The 17,493-nt window shown below is 51.9% G+C and carries 13 protein-coding genes; 3 read left to right on the top strand and 10 right to left on the bottom strand.

All coding sequences use genetic code 11. From position 1 onward, the window contains the following. Positions 1–468: 468 nt before the first annotated feature. The 10 genes from cobC to M2133_RS12065 form a co-directional block, all read right to left on the bottom strand. Entirely contained in the window at positions 469–1,008 is a 540-nt protein-coding gene (cobC, locus tag M2133_RS12110) for an alpha-ribazole phosphatase (protein ID WP_277466405.1), read from the bottom strand. Positions 1,009–1,042: 34 nt separating this feature from the next. Beyond that, the gene (cobS, locus tag M2133_RS12105; RefSeq protein WP_277466404.1) at positions 1,043–1,795 is read right to left on the bottom strand and encodes an adenosylcobinamide-GDP ribazoletransferase; all 753 of its coding nucleotides are present in this window, start codon (positions 1,793–1,795) and stop codon (positions 1,043–1,045) included. Positions 1,796–1,797: 2 nt separating this feature from the next. Next, on the bottom strand, positions 1,798–2,829 hold the full coding sequence (gene cobT / locus M2133_RS12100; protein ID WP_277466403.1) for a nicotinate-nucleotide--dimethylbenzimidazole phosphoribosyltransferase: 1,032 nt from the start codon (positions 2,827–2,829) through the stop codon (positions 1,798–1,800). 66 nt (positions 2,830–2,895) lie between these two features. Further along, positions 2,896–3,414, bottom strand: coding sequence for a bifunctional adenosylcobinamide kinase/adenosylcobinamide-phosphate guanylyltransferase (cobU, locus tag M2133_RS12095; RefSeq protein WP_277466402.1), 519 nt, complete (start codon positions 3,412–3,414; stop codon positions 2,896–2,898). A 2-nt stretch (positions 3,415–3,416) separates the two neighbouring features. After that, on the bottom strand, positions 3,417–4,361 hold the full coding sequence (gene cbiB / locus M2133_RS12090) for an adenosylcobinamide-phosphate synthase CbiB (RefSeq protein WP_277466401.1): 945 nt from the start codon (positions 4,359–4,361) through the stop codon (positions 3,417–3,419). Between the two features lie 312 nt (positions 4,362–4,673). Next, complete coding sequence (locus M2133_RS12085; RefSeq protein WP_277466400.1) at positions 4,674–6,989, bottom strand: TonB-dependent receptor; 2,316 nt, start codon at positions 6,987–6,989, stop codon at positions 4,674–4,676. Between the two features lie 172 nt (positions 6,990–7,161). Further along, complete coding sequence (locus tag M2133_RS12080; protein WP_277466399.1) at positions 7,162–7,362, bottom strand: CDGSH iron-sulfur domain-containing protein; 201 nt, start codon at positions 7,360–7,362, stop codon at positions 7,162–7,164. 63 nt (positions 7,363–7,425) lie between these two features. Next, on the bottom strand, positions 7,426–9,819 hold the full coding sequence (locus tag M2133_RS12075) for an ABC transporter permease (RefSeq protein WP_277466398.1): 2,394 nt from the start codon (positions 9,817–9,819) through the stop codon (positions 7,426–7,428). A gap of 24 nt (positions 9,820–9,843) precedes the next feature. Then, positions 9,844–11,094: an HlyD family efflux transporter periplasmic adaptor subunit gene (locus M2133_RS12070; RefSeq protein WP_277466397.1), complete on the bottom strand. Its 1,251-nt coding sequence runs from the start codon at positions 11,092–11,094 to the stop codon at positions 9,844–9,846. Positions 11,095–11,213: 119 nt separating this feature from the next. After that, positions 11,214–12,545, bottom strand: coding sequence for a TolC family protein (locus tag M2133_RS12065; protein WP_277466396.1), 1,332 nt, complete (start codon positions 12,543–12,545; stop codon positions 11,214–11,216). Between the two features lie 314 nt (positions 12,546–12,859). Here M2133_RS12065 and M2133_RS12060 point away from each other — a divergent pair, with 314 nt between their 5' ends. From M2133_RS12060 to M2133_RS12050, 3 genes are all read left to right on the top strand, one after another. Beyond that, positions 12,860–14,209, top strand: a complete 1,350-nt coding sequence (locus M2133_RS12060) for a sigma-54 dependent transcriptional regulator (protein WP_277466395.1) — start codon at positions 12,860–12,862, stop codon at positions 14,207–14,209. Between the two features lie 5 nt (positions 14,210–14,214). Further along, positions 14,215–15,540 carry an ATP-binding protein gene (locus tag M2133_RS12055; protein WP_277466394.1) on the top strand — a complete coding sequence of 442 codons (1,326 nt, stop codon included), beginning with the start codon at positions 14,215–14,217 and terminating at the stop codon, positions 15,538–15,540. 246 nt (positions 15,541–15,786) lie between these two features. After that, entirely contained in the window at positions 15,787–17,493 is a 1,707-nt protein-coding gene (locus M2133_RS12050) for a glutamine--tRNA ligase/YqeY domain fusion protein (protein ID WP_277466393.1), read from the top strand.

The following is a 17,493-nucleotide window of genomic DNA, read 5'->3' as shown; positions in this document are numbered from 1 at the left end:
CCGATGGTACTGCTCACAAGGTGGGAGAGTAGGTAGCTGCCGTTTTAAGTAGAAGAGCTTGTTTCCGAGAGGGGGCAGGCTCTTTTTGTTTTTAGGAATTCATAGGAATTCATAAGAGCTTAAGAACTCATAGGAACTCATAAGAATTCATAAGAACTCATAAGAGCTTAAGAACTCATAGGAACTCATAGGAACTCATAAGAGCTCATAAGAGCTTAAGAACTCATAGGAACTCATAAGAATTCATAGGAATTCATAGGAATCCTAGGAGGGCTAGGGGATAGGGCACGCAGATGACGCAGACTAAAGCACAGATGACCGCAGATTATTATTGTTTATAATTTTATCTGCGGTCATTTGTGCTTTATCTGCGTCATCTGTGTGTTATAATAGGATTAAGGGATGAGATCTTATGAGTTCTTATGAGTTCCTATGAATTCTTATGAGTTCTTATGCTCCTATGAGCTCTTATGAGTTCCTAAGGGTGATTTGGATGATGGCGCCGTAGGGGGGCATGTGGTTGAAGGCGTCTTTGATGGCGTAGTGGCCGGCGTAGATGCGGGCGCAGGTGAGGACGCCGCCGTGGGCGAAGAGGCATACTTTTTGCAGGTTGCTGGCTTTGAGCTTTTCCAGGAAGGTGGCTACCCGGTGGTAGAGGTCGTTCATGGATTCGCCTTGTGGGGCGGCGATGTTTACCCAGTCGTCGAACCAGGCCTTCGAGCGGGGATCTTCCGCTAAGTCGTCCCAGGATTTCATTTCCCATTCGCCGAAGTTGATTTCTTTAAGATCGTCTATCCGTTCCGCTTCCGGGTATCCGCAGAAAGTAGCCAGACGCACACAGCGCGACAGGGGGCTGGTGTATACTTTATCGAAAACGTGTATTTTGAGATTTTCTTTGACGATTGCTGCCTCTTCTTCGAAGGTAGGGCGGAGGGGGACGTCGGTCTGTCCGTAGGTATACCCCTGGGGGACGTCGACGGAGGTGTGTCTGATCAGGTAGATTTCCATTTTTAATGATTAATGATTAATGATTAATGATTAATTAGAAGGAGGAGTGAAGGATGAGTGTAAAGCCAAAGAGAAAACTTAGTTCACAGAGTAAGAAGGTGGCGCCGCAACAGTCGCCGGTATAGCCGCCAATCTTCTTTTTCATGAATGCGGTCAGGATGAAGAAGGTGATGACCGGGAAGAGGATGGCGGCGAAGAGATACCCTTCGACCAGGATGCAGAGCGGCAGGCAGCCAAAGAAAAGAATGATACCGTATTCTTTCCAATTCATGGGGCTGTAGACCGTTTTTATCTTGGCGTCTTCTTCTTGTCGCGCGTAGGGTAGCCGGTTGATAATCATACCTGCCATCATCTTCGCGAAAGGCTCTCCCACTAATAGTGCGATGACGATACATTCAATGGGCATCGAAGCGAGTAGATGGAAGTAAAAGAGGAAATAGACGATCAATCCGATCACGCCGTACGTTCCGATATGAGAATCTTTCATGATAGTAAGGATGCGTTCCCGGGACGTTCCTCCGCCAAAGCCATCGAGAAAGTCGGCCAGTCCGTCTTCGTGCAGGCATCCGGTGATCAGTAGGCGTGTGAGGATTGCCAGGAGCAAGGGAATGTTCCCCGGCAGCACTTGGGCGGCGAGAAATAGTACGCCTACCGAGCAAGCGGCCGTCAGCCAGCCCGTCAACGGCCAGTAGGGAACCACCCTTTTGAAATGTTCTGCCGGCACCTCCGCCAATCTCCAGAAAGGCAGGCGGGTAAAGAAGATCAATGCAGCCAGTACTTGTTTCATCCTTAGAAATATTTGGTGATCGCCGCCTGCGAGAAACTGTGCATCTCGTTGATCATGCGCACGGCAGAGTCGACGACCGGGTAAGCACAAAGCGCACCCGACCCTTCGCCCAAGCGGAGACCCAGATTCAGGAGCGGCTTAACCCGCAATACCTCCAACAGTTGTTTATGTCCCGACTCATCCCCGCAATGTCCGAAGATACAATAGTCGAGCACTTCCGGATAGAGCCGTGAAGCCGCCAGTATGCAGTTTGTCATGATAAAGCCATCGATCAGTATGACCATCTTCAACTCCGCCGCGCGAAGCATTCCACCTACCGCCATCACCATCTCGTATCCGCCGAAGTAGGCCATGATTTCTTTCACCTCATCGCTTCCGGAATAGTTATCCAATGCCTGCTGTAAGGTGTTCAGTTTATGGAGAACCCCTACTTTGTCGAGCCCACTCCCGGCGCCCACGCATGCGGCGAGCGGAATACCCGTCAGGCAAGTCATCCACATGCTCGAGGCCGCCGTATTGCCTACGCCCATCTCCCCAAAGCTAATAACATTGCAGCCTTCGTTGTAGCAGTCGGTCACGATTTCGGCGCCGTAACGCACTGCCTGTTCCATCTCTTCCGCGGTCATTGCCGCCTCGTATCGGAAGTTGCGCGTTCCTTTGTGTACCTTCCGGTCGATCAGTTGCGGGATCTTGGGAAAATCAAAGTCGACACCCCCATCCACGATCTTCAGCTCCACCCCGTGCTGGCGGGCCAGAAAGCAGATGCCGGCGCCCCCATTGAGGAAGTTATGAATCACCTGCCGCGTCACCTCCTTGGGCGATTGACTCACCCCCTCATCGGCAATGCCATGATCGGCCGCATAGATCACATTCACCGGATGCCGCAGGGCCGGATTTAACGACTGTTGGATCCATCCGATCTGCAACGCCAGTTCTTCCAGGCGTCCCAATGATCCTTTGGGTTTGGTCAGGTTATCGATCTTTTCCTGCAGGGCAGGCAGGATTTGTTTGGAGGGGGATTCGATGTGGAACATGGGTTTTCAATTACGAATTAACAATTACGAATTACGAATTATGAGATAACTTTCAACTTTCAACTTTCAACTTTTAACTTTCAACTGCATTGGAATGCCGCTGACCATCAGGATGACTTCGTCGGCGCGGGAGGCGATGTATTGGTTGACCCAGCCTTGCAGGTCGTTGAACTTGCGTTGCAAGGGATCGGTCGAGACGCCACCCAACCCTACTTCGTTGGTGACAAAGATAAAATGCGCATCCTGTTGGGTCAATCGGTCGAACTCTTCCGTCAGCAGTTTCAGGGAGAGGTCGACATCGCTATGGCTATCGTAGAAGAAGTTCGTCGCCCAGAGCGTCACGCAGTCGATCAAGACCACCTCGCCCTCCAACAGGTGGCGACTCAGGTATTTCTCTTCTTCGATATTCATCCATTCCGACCCGCGGTCGCGTTGATGGCGGAGGATCCTCTCGCGGAATTCCTCGTCCCAAACCCGTGCCGTGGCGAGATAAAAAGGCTTTGCCGTCAGCGACAAGGCCAGCTTCTGCGCGTAGCTGCTTTTGCCCGATCGTTGTCCGCCTGTGATCAATGTGATATGTTTCATATTTAGATAAAGAGAATAAGTGTTACGATTAGTCCCATCACCAATTCGGTATGGCTGTTCACCTGGATGGCTGTCAGCATATCTTCGGTGGTCAGTAGGCGTGGATTATCTCCGATATACGGTTTCTCCACGGCCTGCCCGAAGTAGTTATGTGTGCCCCCGAAGCGACAGTCGAGGATCGCCGCCAGGGCTGCTTCCGGATAACCGGCATTGGGACTGGCATGGGCTCGGCCGTATCGGGCGACAAACGCGCGTTTGTTCCAGTTGCCCGAGACGAAAAGCATCAGGTAAGCCGTCAGTCGGGCGGGGATATAATTCGCCAGGTCGTCGATCTGGGCGGCCGCGCGGCCGAAGTCGATATAGCGTTCGTTTTTGTAGCCGATCATCGAGTCGAGCGTATTGATCATCTTGTAGGCCAGCATGCCCGGCAAACCCAATAACAGATACCAGAACATCGGCGCGATCACCCCGTCACTCAGGCTCTCGGCCAGCGATTCCAGTGCGGCGGTGCGGATCTCCTGATCGTTGAGCTGTGAAGTATCCCTTCCGACGATGCGTGACAGGCGTTCGCGCCCTTCGCCGGTACTTCGGTCGACGGCGGCAAAGACCCCTTTCACCTCATCGATCAAGGTCTTTCCCGACAGGCAGAAAAACACGCCCAAGCCGATCAACAGGAAATAAAACAAGGAATGGACACGTGCCGCCCAGAGTAGGATGTGTTGGCTGATCAGGAACACCCCCACAATCAGCGTGAGGCTGAAGATCGTTCCTTTCAGCCAGCGGTCGTTCGCTTTGTTGAACGTTTTCTCCCCTTCGGCAATGATGCGCCCGAAGATTGCGATGGGATGAAGTCGTCCGCCCGGATCGCCCAGCGCCCGGTCCAACAGCCATCCGCCGAGAAAAGGAATCAACCGGTACAGATGAGATGAGTGGAAAAACCAATGCATTATCGTATAGTTTTGCTCAAAGATAGTGAAAGCCGAACGCAGAAGCAAGCTTGCTTGATTATGTTGAGGCGCATCCTATCTTCGATTTGCAGAAACAAAGATAGGAAGATTCTCCTAAAAGAGGTAACACATAAAAGTTTTCACTGCACCTTCACCTTTCACCCGGTCGTCAGATCCCTGTATTGATCGGCATTCCGGGTGAAGGCTTTCGCTTAAAAAAGGAGTTGGGTAAAAAGGCCGCCGGCTTTTTGAAAAAGGCCGCCGGCCTTTTGGAAAACCCTGCCGGCCTTTTGGAAAAGGCTGCCGGCTTTTTCAAAAGGTAAGGCTCACTTCCGCGCCGAACTGCAGGGGTTTGCCGCGTTGTACGTATTGTTGTTTGTTCCAGGACGATTCGAAAGAGAAAGCGGCGTATTGCGTATCGGTCAGGTTACGTCCCCAGAGGTTGAAGTTCACCGCTCCTTTGCGCACACCGACTTTGGCATTGAGTTGACAGTAGAAGTCCTGCGCCAGGTCATTGGCTTCCGACCAGAAGATCTTGCCCGCGCCGGTCAGTTGGGCCGAGGCCGTGAACTGATCCAACCAACAATTGCGCAATAATTTGGTATAGCCCGTGCCCAGGCTAAGCGTATGCCGCGGGGTGTAGGGGATATAGTTGCCGGCGAAGTCTTCTTTGCCGTTATCGTAATCGCGGAAGGTCGCATGGGTGTAGCCGTAGTTCAGGTCGGCACTCCATCCCGGCAGGAGTTGGGCGCGCAGGGAGAGTTCCGCCCCGTAGCTTTCGGCCTTGCCTGCATTGGTCAGGATACGCCCGTTGCCGCTGGCGACAAACTGCGTGAGTTGCACATCGCGGATATCCATATAAAAGAGGGTCAGTTCGGCTTGCAACCGGTCTTTGACCAGTTCGCTGCGTACGCCTAACTCATAGTTCCAGCTCTGTTCCGGTTTGTAAGCCACCACATCCTCGATGGCTGCCGGCTCACGGATCTCCATATTGGGCATCATGGACTGGAAGGCCGACATGATGTCGTATTGCATCTGCGACTGCATCACATCGGCGGAAGACTGCACGTTATAACCGCCCGTTTTGTATCCTTTGGCCACAGAGAGGTAGGTGAAGGTGCGCGGCGTACATTCGTATTTCAGGGAGACCTTGGGCAACAGCTGCCAGAAGTCCTGCGTAGTCGACAGGTCGATCACCGTCTCGTCGTACATCGCGGAGATATCCGTCGGAACGGGCATATTACCCATCTGCATACCCAGGTGCATCTTGCCGTTACTTTGGTATTTCATCTCTTGCTTTTCATAGTCGAGCCGTATACCTGCCGTGAGTGAGAGCCCTTCGGTAAAGAGGTTGTTCAAGGTCGACTGATGAAACAAAGCCGCGCCGTACGACGGGGTATCGAACGTGCCGGGGATATACAATTCTTCGTCTAAGATGGTCAGTGTCGGCATTTTGGGATACGACTCTTTCAAGCGGTCGAATACCGGTTGCAGGATCAGACCTATGCCATCGTCCTTGAAAGTCACCGGCCCTTCGGTTTTCAGGCTGTTATGGAAGCCATAGAGTCCGAACGACCATTGATAGTCGCTCCGGCTGTTGCTGCGGATGGCGATTTCTTCGCTGAATGCTTTCTGTTTCTGTTTCTGATTGAGGGTAAAGACCGAGAGCGTATCGTAGTCCTGGTCCATCTGCATATCGTCTTTCAGCCATTGATAACCGGTGGTGCTGGTCAGGACGAAGCGATCAGTCTTGTATTCGAGGAAAAGGTGGTTGGCCAGCATATCCCGCGTGTAACCACAGGGATCATTGATCTGCACCGGCGCGATCTCACCCGTCGCCGTGTTGTATTTGCCGTAAGGAAAAGCGCCCTGATCGGCGTAATCGTACGAAAAGGTGTAGGCGGCCAGGAGTTGGGGTGTGATCTGCCAATCGAGTTTGAAGCGTCCGCCGGCGGATTCCTCGTGGTCGGCCTTGCGGCCGGTATAGGCATTGGTGAAATAGCCGTCGTTGCGGTCGTAATAGCCGCTGACGGAAAGGCCGACGGTCTCGCTCAGTTTATTGTAATGCGAAGCCTTGGCTTTGAACTGTCCGTAGTTGCCTCCCGAAACGGAAAGTTTGGTCCCTTGAAATTGAAAAGGGGAGAGGGTATGGATATTCACGATGCCGCCCATGGCGTTACGCCCGTAGAGCGTGCCCTGTGGCCCGCGTAATACTTCGATGCGTTGGATATCGGTCAACTCAAAGTCGAATGAGCTCTTGTCCAGGTAAGGAATATGATCGACATAGAGGCCGATCGACTGCCCGCTGCTGCGTGCGCCGATGCCGCGGATATAGATGGCCGAAGTCAATTTCGAGCCGTAGTCGGGCATATACAGGTTGGGTACGAACGAACTGATATCTTTCAACGCGTCGATCTGCCGGCCGGCGATCATTTGCGGCGAGAGCAGGGTGACTGATCCCGGCAGCCGTCGCAGGTCGTTCGTCTCTTTGGTGGAAGAGGTGATCACCACTTCTTCCATATTGAACGTGCGGATCGTGTCGTTTTCGTGTGTAGAGATACCGTCGGCCTTCAAGCCGCTTGTCGTAAGTGCCAGTGCGGCACAACAGAGAATGAGTTCGCGTTTCATTTGTGCTGTTTAATTTTTTCAGTTGCAAAGAAACGGCAAATAGGCGGGATGGGCAATCACTACTTTTAGTGATTTTCCATTAAATAGGATAGTAGAGAACGCAGAAGACGCAGAGAGCGTAAATCTGCGCTCTCTGCGTCTTCTGCGTTCTGTAATACCAATTACTTATTGGCTAGTCCTGCTCAAAGTGGATCTTGGCATGCGAGCCGTCGCAGAAGGGTTTGTTTTTCGAATGTCCGCAGCGGCAGAGGCCTTTCGGGCCGGTAACCATTTCTTCACTCCCGTCTTTGCGGATCATCCGAAACTCACCGGTCAGGATATACGGGCCTCCCGGCGTTTCTTTCACGACTACTAAATTGTTCTTGTTGTCCATAATCAATCTTTTTAATACCTGTTTATCTATCTATTAGTACAACAAGAAACGATGCGGAAAGGTTTATTCGCTCTTCACCGACTCCGCCGGATTCGCCGTAGCCCCCCGGTAGCAGTTGAGACTCACCACGCCCATGATCACCGTCAAGACGAACACACCGCAGATCAGGTACAACACAAACGATAGCGAGGTCTTCTCCGAGAACTGCTGCTGCCAGCGGCTTGCCACATAGGCGGCTACGCCACAACCCAGGATCAAGGCCGGCACAGCGATGCGCGAGATGTCACGCACAAAGAGATAAAGGATATCGCGCACGCGGGCACCGTTCACTTTGCGCACGGCGGTTTCCTTGCGGCGACGGTTCATCTCATCGTTCGTATAACCCATCAAGCCGATCAGGGCGATTATCAGCGCCACGATGCCTCCGGCCATCAAGGAGTCGCGATATCGGCGCGAATCGGTGTACAGGCTCATCAATTCATTGGGATAGGAATACACCTGGATCTCTTTGTTGGGAAGCAGCTGACTCAGTACATCAGTCACCGCCTGGATGTTCTCCGCCGTCATCTGGTGGAAACGGATCAATATGACCTCCGCGGGCTCGCTGCGGTAGAACATCACACTGGCACGGGGATCTTCATGCCCGATCGCCCCCATCCGGAAGTCTTCATACACCCCACAGATCTTATATGTATCGTTTGAGTTGCGGCTATGTTCGGTCAGGGCGAAATCCTTGCCGATCGCCCCGTCGGACCAGTCGGCGTGCGCGCTGATCTTCTCCAGGAAACGACGGCTGACCATCACCTCACGCGAAGAAGGTATATCCTCCGTAAACGTACGACCTTCCACCACAGGGATTTCCATCAACTCATGGTATCCATTGCTTACGAAATAGTAATCGGCGATATTGAACAGATCGTTATCATTGCCCGGCAGCATCACATTATTGCCCGAAGCCCAGTGGAGCGGCAATTGCCAACAAGAAGAGACCGCTGAGACTTCCGACAGGCGTCCAATCTCATCCAGTGCTTTCTGCCGCATATCATCCTCTATGCCGCCGAGCGTGACATACGCCAGGTCCTTATATTCGTAACCCGGATCGTCGTTGATCATATAGGTGTACTGCCGGCCGATCACCACCAAGAGTGCAATCAGAAAACCGGTAGCGACAAACTGTACAAACAGAAGCCCCAACTTCCAGAACCGTTTGTTCTCGCGGTAGTTGCGGAAAGCCGAAGCGATCGGCACGCGGGAATAAAGATAACCCGGTACCAGTCCCGCTACGAAGAACACCACCACGCAGACGCCCAACAAAAACATACATGCCCGCCAGCTAAAGAGCATATCCAGCGTTGCCGACAACAAATCTTCGATCTTACTCTGGAACGCCAAAATCAGGATCACGGCCACTACCAGCGAAGCCAATAGGTCTATCAATGTTTCCAACAGCATCTTCCGATAGATCGAACCGTCGGAAGCCCCGTAACACTTATTGACCGCCATCTCCTTCGAACGGTTCACCAACGAAGAGATCACAATCAGGATATAGTTCATCACCGCCGTAAAGATCAACGCGAAAGCCAGGAGCGAGAGCAACTTGAACATGCGTTTGATCTCCGGCGTGCCTTTATGCAGTTCCAAGAGCGGATTCAAGCGGTAGCTGAAATCGACAAAGATCTCGCGCAGCTTCTCCATCGGCTGGTTCTTCTCCTGCATACGCACGATACTGGGGGCTATGTCTTCGGGCGTTACGCCGGGACGTAGTTTCACATAGCCGATATAGCGGTCGTTGCCCATCCAGTTATCCCTGCCGTCCCACGTAAAGCTGGCGATCGAAGGCAGCGACAGGATCACCTCGTAGTTCAGGTGTGAGTTGAGCGGCATATCTTCAAAGACACCCCCGATCGTAACGTTCTTGCCCGGATGGTTCTCCAGCTGAATCACCCGCCCCACCACCGTGGAGACCCCACCCATACGCTCGGCAATCGAACGCGGGACCAAGGCATGCATCGGCGTGGCCAATACTTCTTTGGCATCACCCGCCAACATCGGACGGGGAAATACATCGAACAGGCAACTATCGGCCAGAATGAACCGTCCTTTATACTTATGGTTATCGTCTACCGTAAAGAAAACAGTAGGCGTATAGTAGATCCAGGTGAAACGCGTGGCCACTTCCACCTCGGGGATCTCCATTCTCATTCCGGGCGCAATGCCACCGCTCACCTGCGGATACTCCCGTGCCTCTTCATCTTCCCCTTCCCGTTCGGCATTCGTAGCCAGCTGAAAGATCCGATCCCCATCGGGAAAGAAGTCATCATACGACTGCTCCAGATAGACCTTGGCAATCAACACCAACCCCATCGCCAGCCCAACGCCCAGCGAAATAATCTTTATCACGTTGCTCCTGCCCCGTTTGAAGAGCGTGCGGAACAATACTATCAACTGATCCATCATGATTTCCTTTCTTATTTGCAGTGTTTAGTCTAACACCAATACTTCGTTATTCTTATAGCTTTCGTAGCTCGAAACGATCACGCGTTCGCCCGGTTCGAGGCCTTCCAATACTTCGTAGTACTGCGGATTCTGCCGTCCGATACGGATCTGGCGGCGATGGGCTTTCTTACCTTCTTTATCCAAGACGAAGATCCAGCTTCCGCCTGTGTGTTGGAAGAAGGTGCCTTTGGGGATCAGGATGCCCTCGGTGGGCTGTCCCAGTTCGAGATTGATATAATAGGTCTGTCCGCTGCGGATGTTATCGGGACGTTCGCCCACAAAGAGGAACTCGGTGCGGAACTTACCTTCGCGCACTTCGGGGAATACCCGGCGGATGGTCAGGTTGAACGTACTGCCCTGGCGTTCGAACGTCGCGTTCAGGCCGGCGCGTACCCGGTCGATATAATGCTCGTCGATCTGCGCTTCGATCTTATAGTCCGATAGGTCGTTGATCTGCCCGATCATCTGTCCCGCGCCGATATTCTGTCCCAGGACGACATTCAATAAGCCCAGTTCACCGTCGATCTGCGAACGCACACTCAGGTTCTCCCGCCGCTGGCGGATCAGGCGCATATTCTGCTGCATGCTCTCCATATTCTCTTCCATCTGGTCGATCTGCAACGAACGGTAGATCGAATCCTGGTAGATCCGTTCGGTGATCAATGCGTTCTTGCGCACCGACAGGTCGTAATCTTCTTTGGCTTTGAGGAATTCCTCGCGGGAGATCAGTTCTTCTTTAAAGAGTTTCTCGTATTGCTCGTATGTACGGCGCAGGCGCGAGGTCTCCATATCCACCTGCAACTTCGTGTTCTCATTGTCCAAGCGTTGCTGCTGCATGGTGATCTGCGTGTTACGCAGGATATTCATCTGCTCGGTCAGGTTCGCTTCCGAGGTGAGGATCGACAATTCCAGGCTCGAGTTCGACAGGCGAACGATCACATCGCCTTTCCTGACCTGCGAACCTTCTTCCACGACCTTCTCTTCGACAATCCCGCCTTCCTGCGGGCTGAGCTGTACGACCGTGATCGGCTGCACATTCCCGTCGATACGCACAAAGTCATTGAACATCGCTTTCGTCACATTGCCGATACTGATGCCCCGGGCATCCACCCGCAGCGTCGACGAATGATCGCCAAAAATGATCCAACCCAATAACACCAGAAACAACGCGCCTCCCCCAATGTAAGGAAGATGTTTCTTCTGTATCCCTTTCTTCTTTTCTAACTTTATATCCATCGTATTCTAATTGTTAATTGTTAATTCTTAATTGTTAATTAGCGCAAGCGCATGTTCTAAATTGTCAATTGTTAATGCTCAGTTTACCGCTTGCGCAATTAACAATTAACAATTAATCATTAATCATTAATTAGGGATTTCCCCTTGTAATATTCCACTTCCCTGCATTTCATGTAGTAAGTAAGCCGCTTCAACAGGAGGTTGGCTTTGGATTGGATCAACAGGTTACTGCTGGTCTGCACGTCGAGCGGGCTCATCAGGCCTTCTTCAAACTTGCGCAGGGTCACCTGGTAGGCATACGCATCCGCATCCTTTTTCTTTTCCATCTGGATGGTTTCTTTCAACAGGCCTTCGCGTTCGAGTACCGCCTTTTCGATGGCTGTCTGCAGTTCGCGCAAGATCTCCGTCTGCTGTTCCTGGGCGATGCGCATATTGTTGCGCGCCCGGCGGATCGACGTTACCTTAGTTAACCGGCTGAACAACGGCAGGCTCAGGGAGAATCCCAACGATTCGCGGCGTTTGTTTTTGAACTGGTTCGAGAAAGAAGCCCCCGGATCGGTTGCTTTCAGGTCTTTATAATAATCGGTATAGACACCGCCCCAGAACGAGATGGTGGGAAAGAGTTTGCCTTTTTCGATCAGGTGTTGCATCCGCGCGGCATCCACTTGATATTCGGCTTGCAACGCCGTCGGATTGCTCCCCTGGGCGTAAGCGAAGATCTCCTGGGCGTCGTCGTCCGACAACAAGGCTGCATTCACTTCGTCAAGGGCATCGATCGACAGGGGTTCTTCCGCGGGATAATTCATATAGTTCTTCAACGTCAATACGGCTACATCGTAGAGGTTACGCTGGTTGATGCGGAAATAATCGTCGGCAGCCACCTGGGCTTCGACCTGTGCCAGTTCGGCTTTGCCTTTCAGGCCGAGTTCAACCATACGCTCCGTCTGCAACGCCGTCTGCAGGCTCTCTTCGAGCTTCTCTTCGGCGTAAGTCACGGTGCCCTGGTAGTACAACACATCGACATAAGCCGACATGATCAGGATCGCCAGGTCGTCTTTTTGTTTCTGTACGTTAGTCATACCCAGTTGGCGGTTGACCTTTGCCAGGCGCCAATTGTTGATCAGCTGTCCACCGTTGAAGATCGGCAGGCTTGCGTTCAATCCATAGGAGTTCGAGAAATTCGTCGTGTTGATATAGTTGTAACTATCGTCCACACTACGCCCGAAACCCCAACCGGCTTCCGTCTGCGCCGTCACCGAAGGCAGGAACGAAGCCAGCGACTGCCGGTATTCCGCTTTATAGGTGTTATGCGTATGTTGCTTTTGTTTCACCTTCGGACTGTTCTCCACCGCGTAGCGCATGCAGTCGTCCAAGGTCCACACCCGTTCCTGTGCCCCTGCGGCCCAGATCAGGCATCCCATGATTGCTGTCAGTATAACTTTCTTTCTCATCGCTTTGTTCTTTTCTTACCCATCCCCAAGCAAAGAATGTGCCAAAAGCTACAAGCCGCATACAGTCAGTCTTTTAGCAATCTTCTCCGCACAACCCATTGTCAAATTATTAGACAGCGCTGTAAAAGAATTTGACACCCACGCGCTTTCAACGCTCTTGTCCTTACAGAACGACCGCATTGAGGCAGGACTATTTGTTTGTTGATAACCGTCAACACATTTCAAAATCGGGCGTTTCGGAATAGCACATTTTCGAACCTAAACGTTATCTTTGTTCCTTAAATCGAAGATAGGATAAGATTAAAATTCGCGAAATGGCTAAACAAGGTACAATACTGGTTGTCGACGATAACAAAGCGATTCTCACGGCCGTGCAGATGTTATTGGCGACAAGCTTTGAAAAGGTGATTACCATCACTACGCCCAATAAAATCAAATCGGTATTCAGTAGTGAGAAAGTCGATGTGGTGCTCTTGGATATGAATTTCAGCGCCGGTATCAATAGTGGCAATGAAGGGCTCTTTTGGTTGAGTGAGATCAAGAAAGAGTATCCGGCGCTGCCGGTTGTGCTTTTCACGGCCTATGCCGATATCGACCTGGCGGTGCGGGGAATCAAAGAAGGGGCGGCCGACTTTGTGGTCAAGCCCTGGAACAACCAGAAACTGATCGAGTCGCTTCAGATGGCTATCCTTTCGCGCAAAGGTTCCGGCAGCAAAACGCAAGGCAAAGGCAAAGCGTTGGTATCTCAGGAGAGCGGCATGTTCTGGGGCGAGAGTGCAGCGATGCAACAATTGCGCAACCTGATCGAGAAGGTCGCCGTTACGGATGCCAATCTATTGATCACCGGCGAGAACGGGACGGGGAAAGAGATGCTGGCGCGCGAGATCCATCTATTCTCCAACCGCAAACACCAGGCGATGGTCTCGGTCGATATGGGGGCGATCACGGAAACACTCTTCGAAAGCGAACTCTTCGGGCATGTCAAAGGCGCCTTTACGGATGCCCGCGCCGATCGTCCCGGAAAATTCGAAGCGGCCGACAATAGTACGCTCTTCCTCGATGAGATCGGTAACCTGCCTTATCACCTGCAGGCGAAACTGTTGACTGCGATCCAGCAGCGTTCGGTGGTCCGGGTGGGAAGCAATACGCCTATCCCCGTGAATATCCGCCTGATCAGTGCGACGAACCGCGACCTGCGGCAGATGGTCGACCAAGGGCAGTTCCGCGAAGACCTTTTATACCGGATCAATACGATCCATGTCGAGATTCCTCCCTTGCGCGAGCGTCCGGAGGATATTGTTCCTTTGTCGGAGATCTTCCTACTCAAGTATGGTAATATCTATAATAAACCGGCTCTTCAGCTCTCGGCCGATGCCAGGGAGAAGCTGAAAGAGCAGTCCTGGTTCGGCAACATCCGTGAGTTGGAACATACGATCGAGAAAGCGGTGATCATCAGCGATTCCGATACCCTCGATGCGACCGCTTTCCATTTCCCCAAGAAACAAAAAACGGAGCTGCCGGAGGCTACGACCCTGGAAGAGATGGAATACAATATGATCAAGAGCGCCATGGATAAATACGGCGGCAACCTGTCGATGGTCGCCAGCCAACTGGGTATTTCCCGGCAGACGCTTTATAACAAAATAAAGAGATATGAACTCTAAACAAGATGCGTACCTTCTTTCGTCGTATATACAATAGTTTATTCTTCCGGTTGCTGCTGTTGGTGGCTTTCACGGTGGGGCTGACATGGTTTGTGTTGGCTAAAGACTGGACCTGGGTGGTGTTTCTGGCTATCGGATGGCTTCTCGCACTGTTGATGGTGCGCAGCTTGTACCGCCAAAACGCACGCAAGGTCGCTTTTATGTTCGATGCGATCGACAATAGCGATTATGCGTTCAAATATGCGACCAAAGGAAGCTCGTCGGATGATAAGCTGGTCAGCAAATCGCTGAACCGCATCACGCAGATCCTTTTCCAGGCCAAAGCCGATGCGATACAGAAAGAGAAATACTACGAGTTGATCATGGACTCGGTCAATACCGGCATTATCGTCTTGGATGACGAGGGTTATATCTACCAGACAAACAAAGAAGCGTTGCATCTGTTGGGCATGAATGTCTTCACGCACGTCAAGCAACTGGCCAAGGTCGATGCCGGCGTCGAGAAACTCTTGCGCAATATACAGCCGGGGGAGAAGCACCAGCTCTCGTTCTCCAACGAACGGGGCACGATCAACCTCTCGGTCCGCGTTTCCGAGATGACACTCCAGACCAAGCATGTGCGGATCGTCGCCATCAACGATATCAACAGCGAACTGGATGAAAAGGAAATCGACTCCTGGATCCGGCTGACCCGGGTGTTGACGCACGAGATCATGAACTCCGTCACGCCGATCACCTCCCTGAGCGAGACGTTGTTGTCTATCCATTCGGAGGTGAACGATGAGATCCGCAGTGGCTTGGAGACGATCGGGGCAACCGGCAAGGGTTTGATCTCGTTTGTGGAGTCGTACCGGAAGTTTACGCATATCCCGACACCCGACCCTTCGCTTTTCTATGTCGGCAAGTTCCTCGACCGGATGGTTCAGTTGGCCAGGCATCATAATCACTTCCCCCTGATCGACATCCGGGTGACGATCGAACCCGAAGACCTGATTATCTATGCCGATGAGAACCTGATCACGCAGGTGGTCCTGAATCTCCTGAAGAACGCCATGCAGGCCATTGGCGGCGAACGCAGTGATGGCGTGGTCGCCATCAACGCTTTTGTGAACGATCAGGAAGCGGTCATTATCGAGGTCAGCAATAACGGACCTATCATCCCCGCCGAAGAAGTGGAACATATCTTCGTGCCTTTCTTTACGACCAAAGAAGGCGGCAGCGGCGTCGGCTTATCTGTCTCCCGGCAGATTATGCGCCTTTCGGGGGGAAGCATCTCGCTGAAGACCGGGGCGAATATAAAAGAGACGAGGTTTGTGTTGACTTTCTCTTGAAAAGGGCCCTATTTAAGAGCTCAGGGCCCTATTTAAGAACTCATAGGAATTCATAAGAATTCATAAGAATTCATAGGAAGGGGGCTTCTTTTCTTATGAGCTCTTATGAGTTCCTATGAGTTCTTATGAGTTCCTATGATCTTATGAGCTCCTATGAATTCTTATGAGTTCTTAATGCCCCCCCTTTCTTAATAAAAAAACACTATCTTTGTAGTCTTTTTTTAAGCATATAATAGCACTGACAAGATGAGCGATAACAAAGTAATCGAAGAAGAAGGCAAAAAGAGCCTGAACTTTATTGAGACCATAGTAGAAAATGATCTGGCCGAAGGCAAAAACGGAGGAAGGATACAAACCCGCTTCCCGCCCGAACCCAACGGCTACCTGCATATCGGTCATGCCAAGGCGATCTGTCTGGATTTTGGGATTGCGGAAACCTATAAAGGGATTTGCAAACTCCGCTTTGACGATACCAATCCGGTGAAAGAGGATGTCGAATATGTCGATTCGATCATGGAAGATATCCAATGGCTCGGCTTCCAATGGGACGAAGTGGTCTACGCCTCCGATTATTTTCAGCAATTATATGACTTCGCCGTCGAACTGATCAAGAAAGACAAAGCTTACGTCGACGAACAGAGCGCGGAAGTTATCGCTCAGCAGAAAGGCACGCCAACCCAGCCGGGTGTGGAGAGTCCTTACCGCAACCGCCCGGTCGAAGAGAGCCTGGATCTGTTCCGCCGGATGAACGAAGGCGAGTTTGAAGACGGCAGCATGATCCTGCGGGCGAAGATCGACATGGCTTCGTCGAATATGCACTTCCGTGATCCGATCATCTACCGGATCATCACCAAACATCCGCATCACCGCACCGGTACCCAGTGGAAAGTCTACCCCATGTACGACTTCGCCCACGGGCAGAGCGACTACTTCGAAGGCGTCACCCACTCGTTGTGTACGCTTGAGTTCGAAGTGCACCGCCCACTCTACGATTACTTTATCGACCTGTTGAAGAAAGACGACAACTACCGCCCGCGGCAGACCGAGTTCAACCGTTTGAATCTCACCTATACGGTCATGAGCAAGCGGAAACTGCTTCAACTGGTGCAGGAAAAATTGGTGAACGGCTGGGACGACCCGCGTATGCCGACTATCTGCGGGTATCGCCGCCGGGGATTCACGCCGCAATCGATTCATAACTTCATCAAGAAGATCGGTTATACCAAATACGACGGCATCATCGACATCGCCCTGTTGGAACATGCGATCCGGGAAGACCTCAATATGAAAGCGCCCCGCGTGTCTGCCGTATTGGATCCCGTGAAGCTGATCCTCACCAACTACCCCGAAGGCCAGGTCGAGAGGATGGAAGCCATCAATAACCCGGAAGATCCGACAGCCGGCTCGCACGAGATCGCATTCACCCGCGAGCTCTATATCGAACGGGAAGACTTCATGGAAGAAGCGCCCAAGAAATTCTTCCGCCTGGCGCCCGACAAAGAGGTACGCCTGAAAGGGGCTTACATTATTAAATGTACCGGCTTCAAGAAAGATGAAAACGGCGTGATCCAGGAGATCTATGCCGAGTACGATCCGAACACGAAGAGCGGCATGCCCGACAGTGGCCGGAAAGTAAAAGGTACGTTGCATTGGGTCTCCGTCGAACATAGTTTGCCGGCCGAGGTGCGCCTGTACGACCGCCTCTTTATGGTCGAGAACCCCTCGGAAGAGAAAGACAAAGACTTCAAGGAACTCCTGAATCCGGATTCGTTGAAGGTATTAACGAACTGCCGCGTCGAAATGGAACTGCAGAAGGCAAAACCTTACGATCATTTCCAATTCCAACGCACCGGCTATTTCAATCTCGATCCCGACAGCCGGGAAGATAAACTGATCTTTAACCGTACGGTCTCCCTCAAAGACAGTTGGAGCAAGGTTAAAGGCAAAGAGTAA

Origin of the sequence: Parabacteroides sp. PF5-6, from assembly GCF_029504695.1 — a bacterium.
Taxonomy (GTDB): Bacteria; Bacteroidota; Bacteroidia; order Bacteroidales; family Tannerellaceae; genus QVMG01.
This window is presented reverse-complemented; position numbering and strand designations above follow the sequence as displayed.

Coding starts and splice junctions, on each gene's coding strand:
- cobC (WP_277466405.1), bottom strand. CDS start 1,008: ATGGAAATCTACCTGATCAGACACACCTCCGTCGACGTCCCCCAGGGG.
- cobS (WP_277466404.1), bottom strand. CDS start 1,795: ATGAAACAAGTACTGGCTGCATTGATCTTCTTTACCCGCCTGCCTTTC.
- cobT (WP_277466403.1), bottom strand. CDS start 2,829: ATGTTCCACATCGAATCCCCCTCCAAACAAATCCTGCCTGCCCTGCAG.
- cobU (WP_277466402.1), bottom strand. CDS start 3,414: ATGAAACATATCACATTGATCACAGGCGGACAACGATCGGGCAAAAGC.
- cbiB (WP_277466401.1), bottom strand. CDS start 4,361: ATGCATTGGTTTTTCCACTCATCTCATCTGTACCGGTTGATTCCTTTT.
- M2133_RS12085 (WP_277466400.1), bottom strand. CDS start 6,989: ATGAAACGCGAACTCATTCTCTGTTGTGCCGCACTGGCACTTACGACA.
- M2133_RS12080 (WP_277466399.1), bottom strand. CDS start 7,362: ATGGACAACAAGAACAATTTAGTAGTCGTGAAAGAAACGCCGGGAGGC.
- M2133_RS12075 (WP_277466398.1), bottom strand. CDS start 9,819: ATGATGGATCAGTTGATAGTATTGTTCCGCACGCTCTTCAAACGGGGC.
- M2133_RS12070 (WP_277466397.1), bottom strand. CDS start 11,094: ATGGATATAAAGTTAGAAAAGAAGAAAGGGATACAGAAGAAACATCTT.
- M2133_RS12065 (WP_277466396.1), bottom strand. CDS start 12,545: ATGAGAAAGAAAGTTATACTGACAGCAATCATGGGATGCCTGATCTGG.
- M2133_RS12060 (WP_277466395.1), top strand. CDS start 12,860: ATGGCTAAACAAGGTACAATACTGGTTGTCGACGATAACAAAGCGATT.
- M2133_RS12055 (WP_277466394.1), top strand. CDS start 14,215: ATGCGTACCTTCTTTCGTCGTATATACAATAGTTTATTCTTCCGGTTG.
- M2133_RS12050 (WP_277466393.1), top strand. CDS start 15,787: ATGAGCGATAACAAAGTAATCGAAGAAGAAGGCAAAAAGAGCCTGAAC.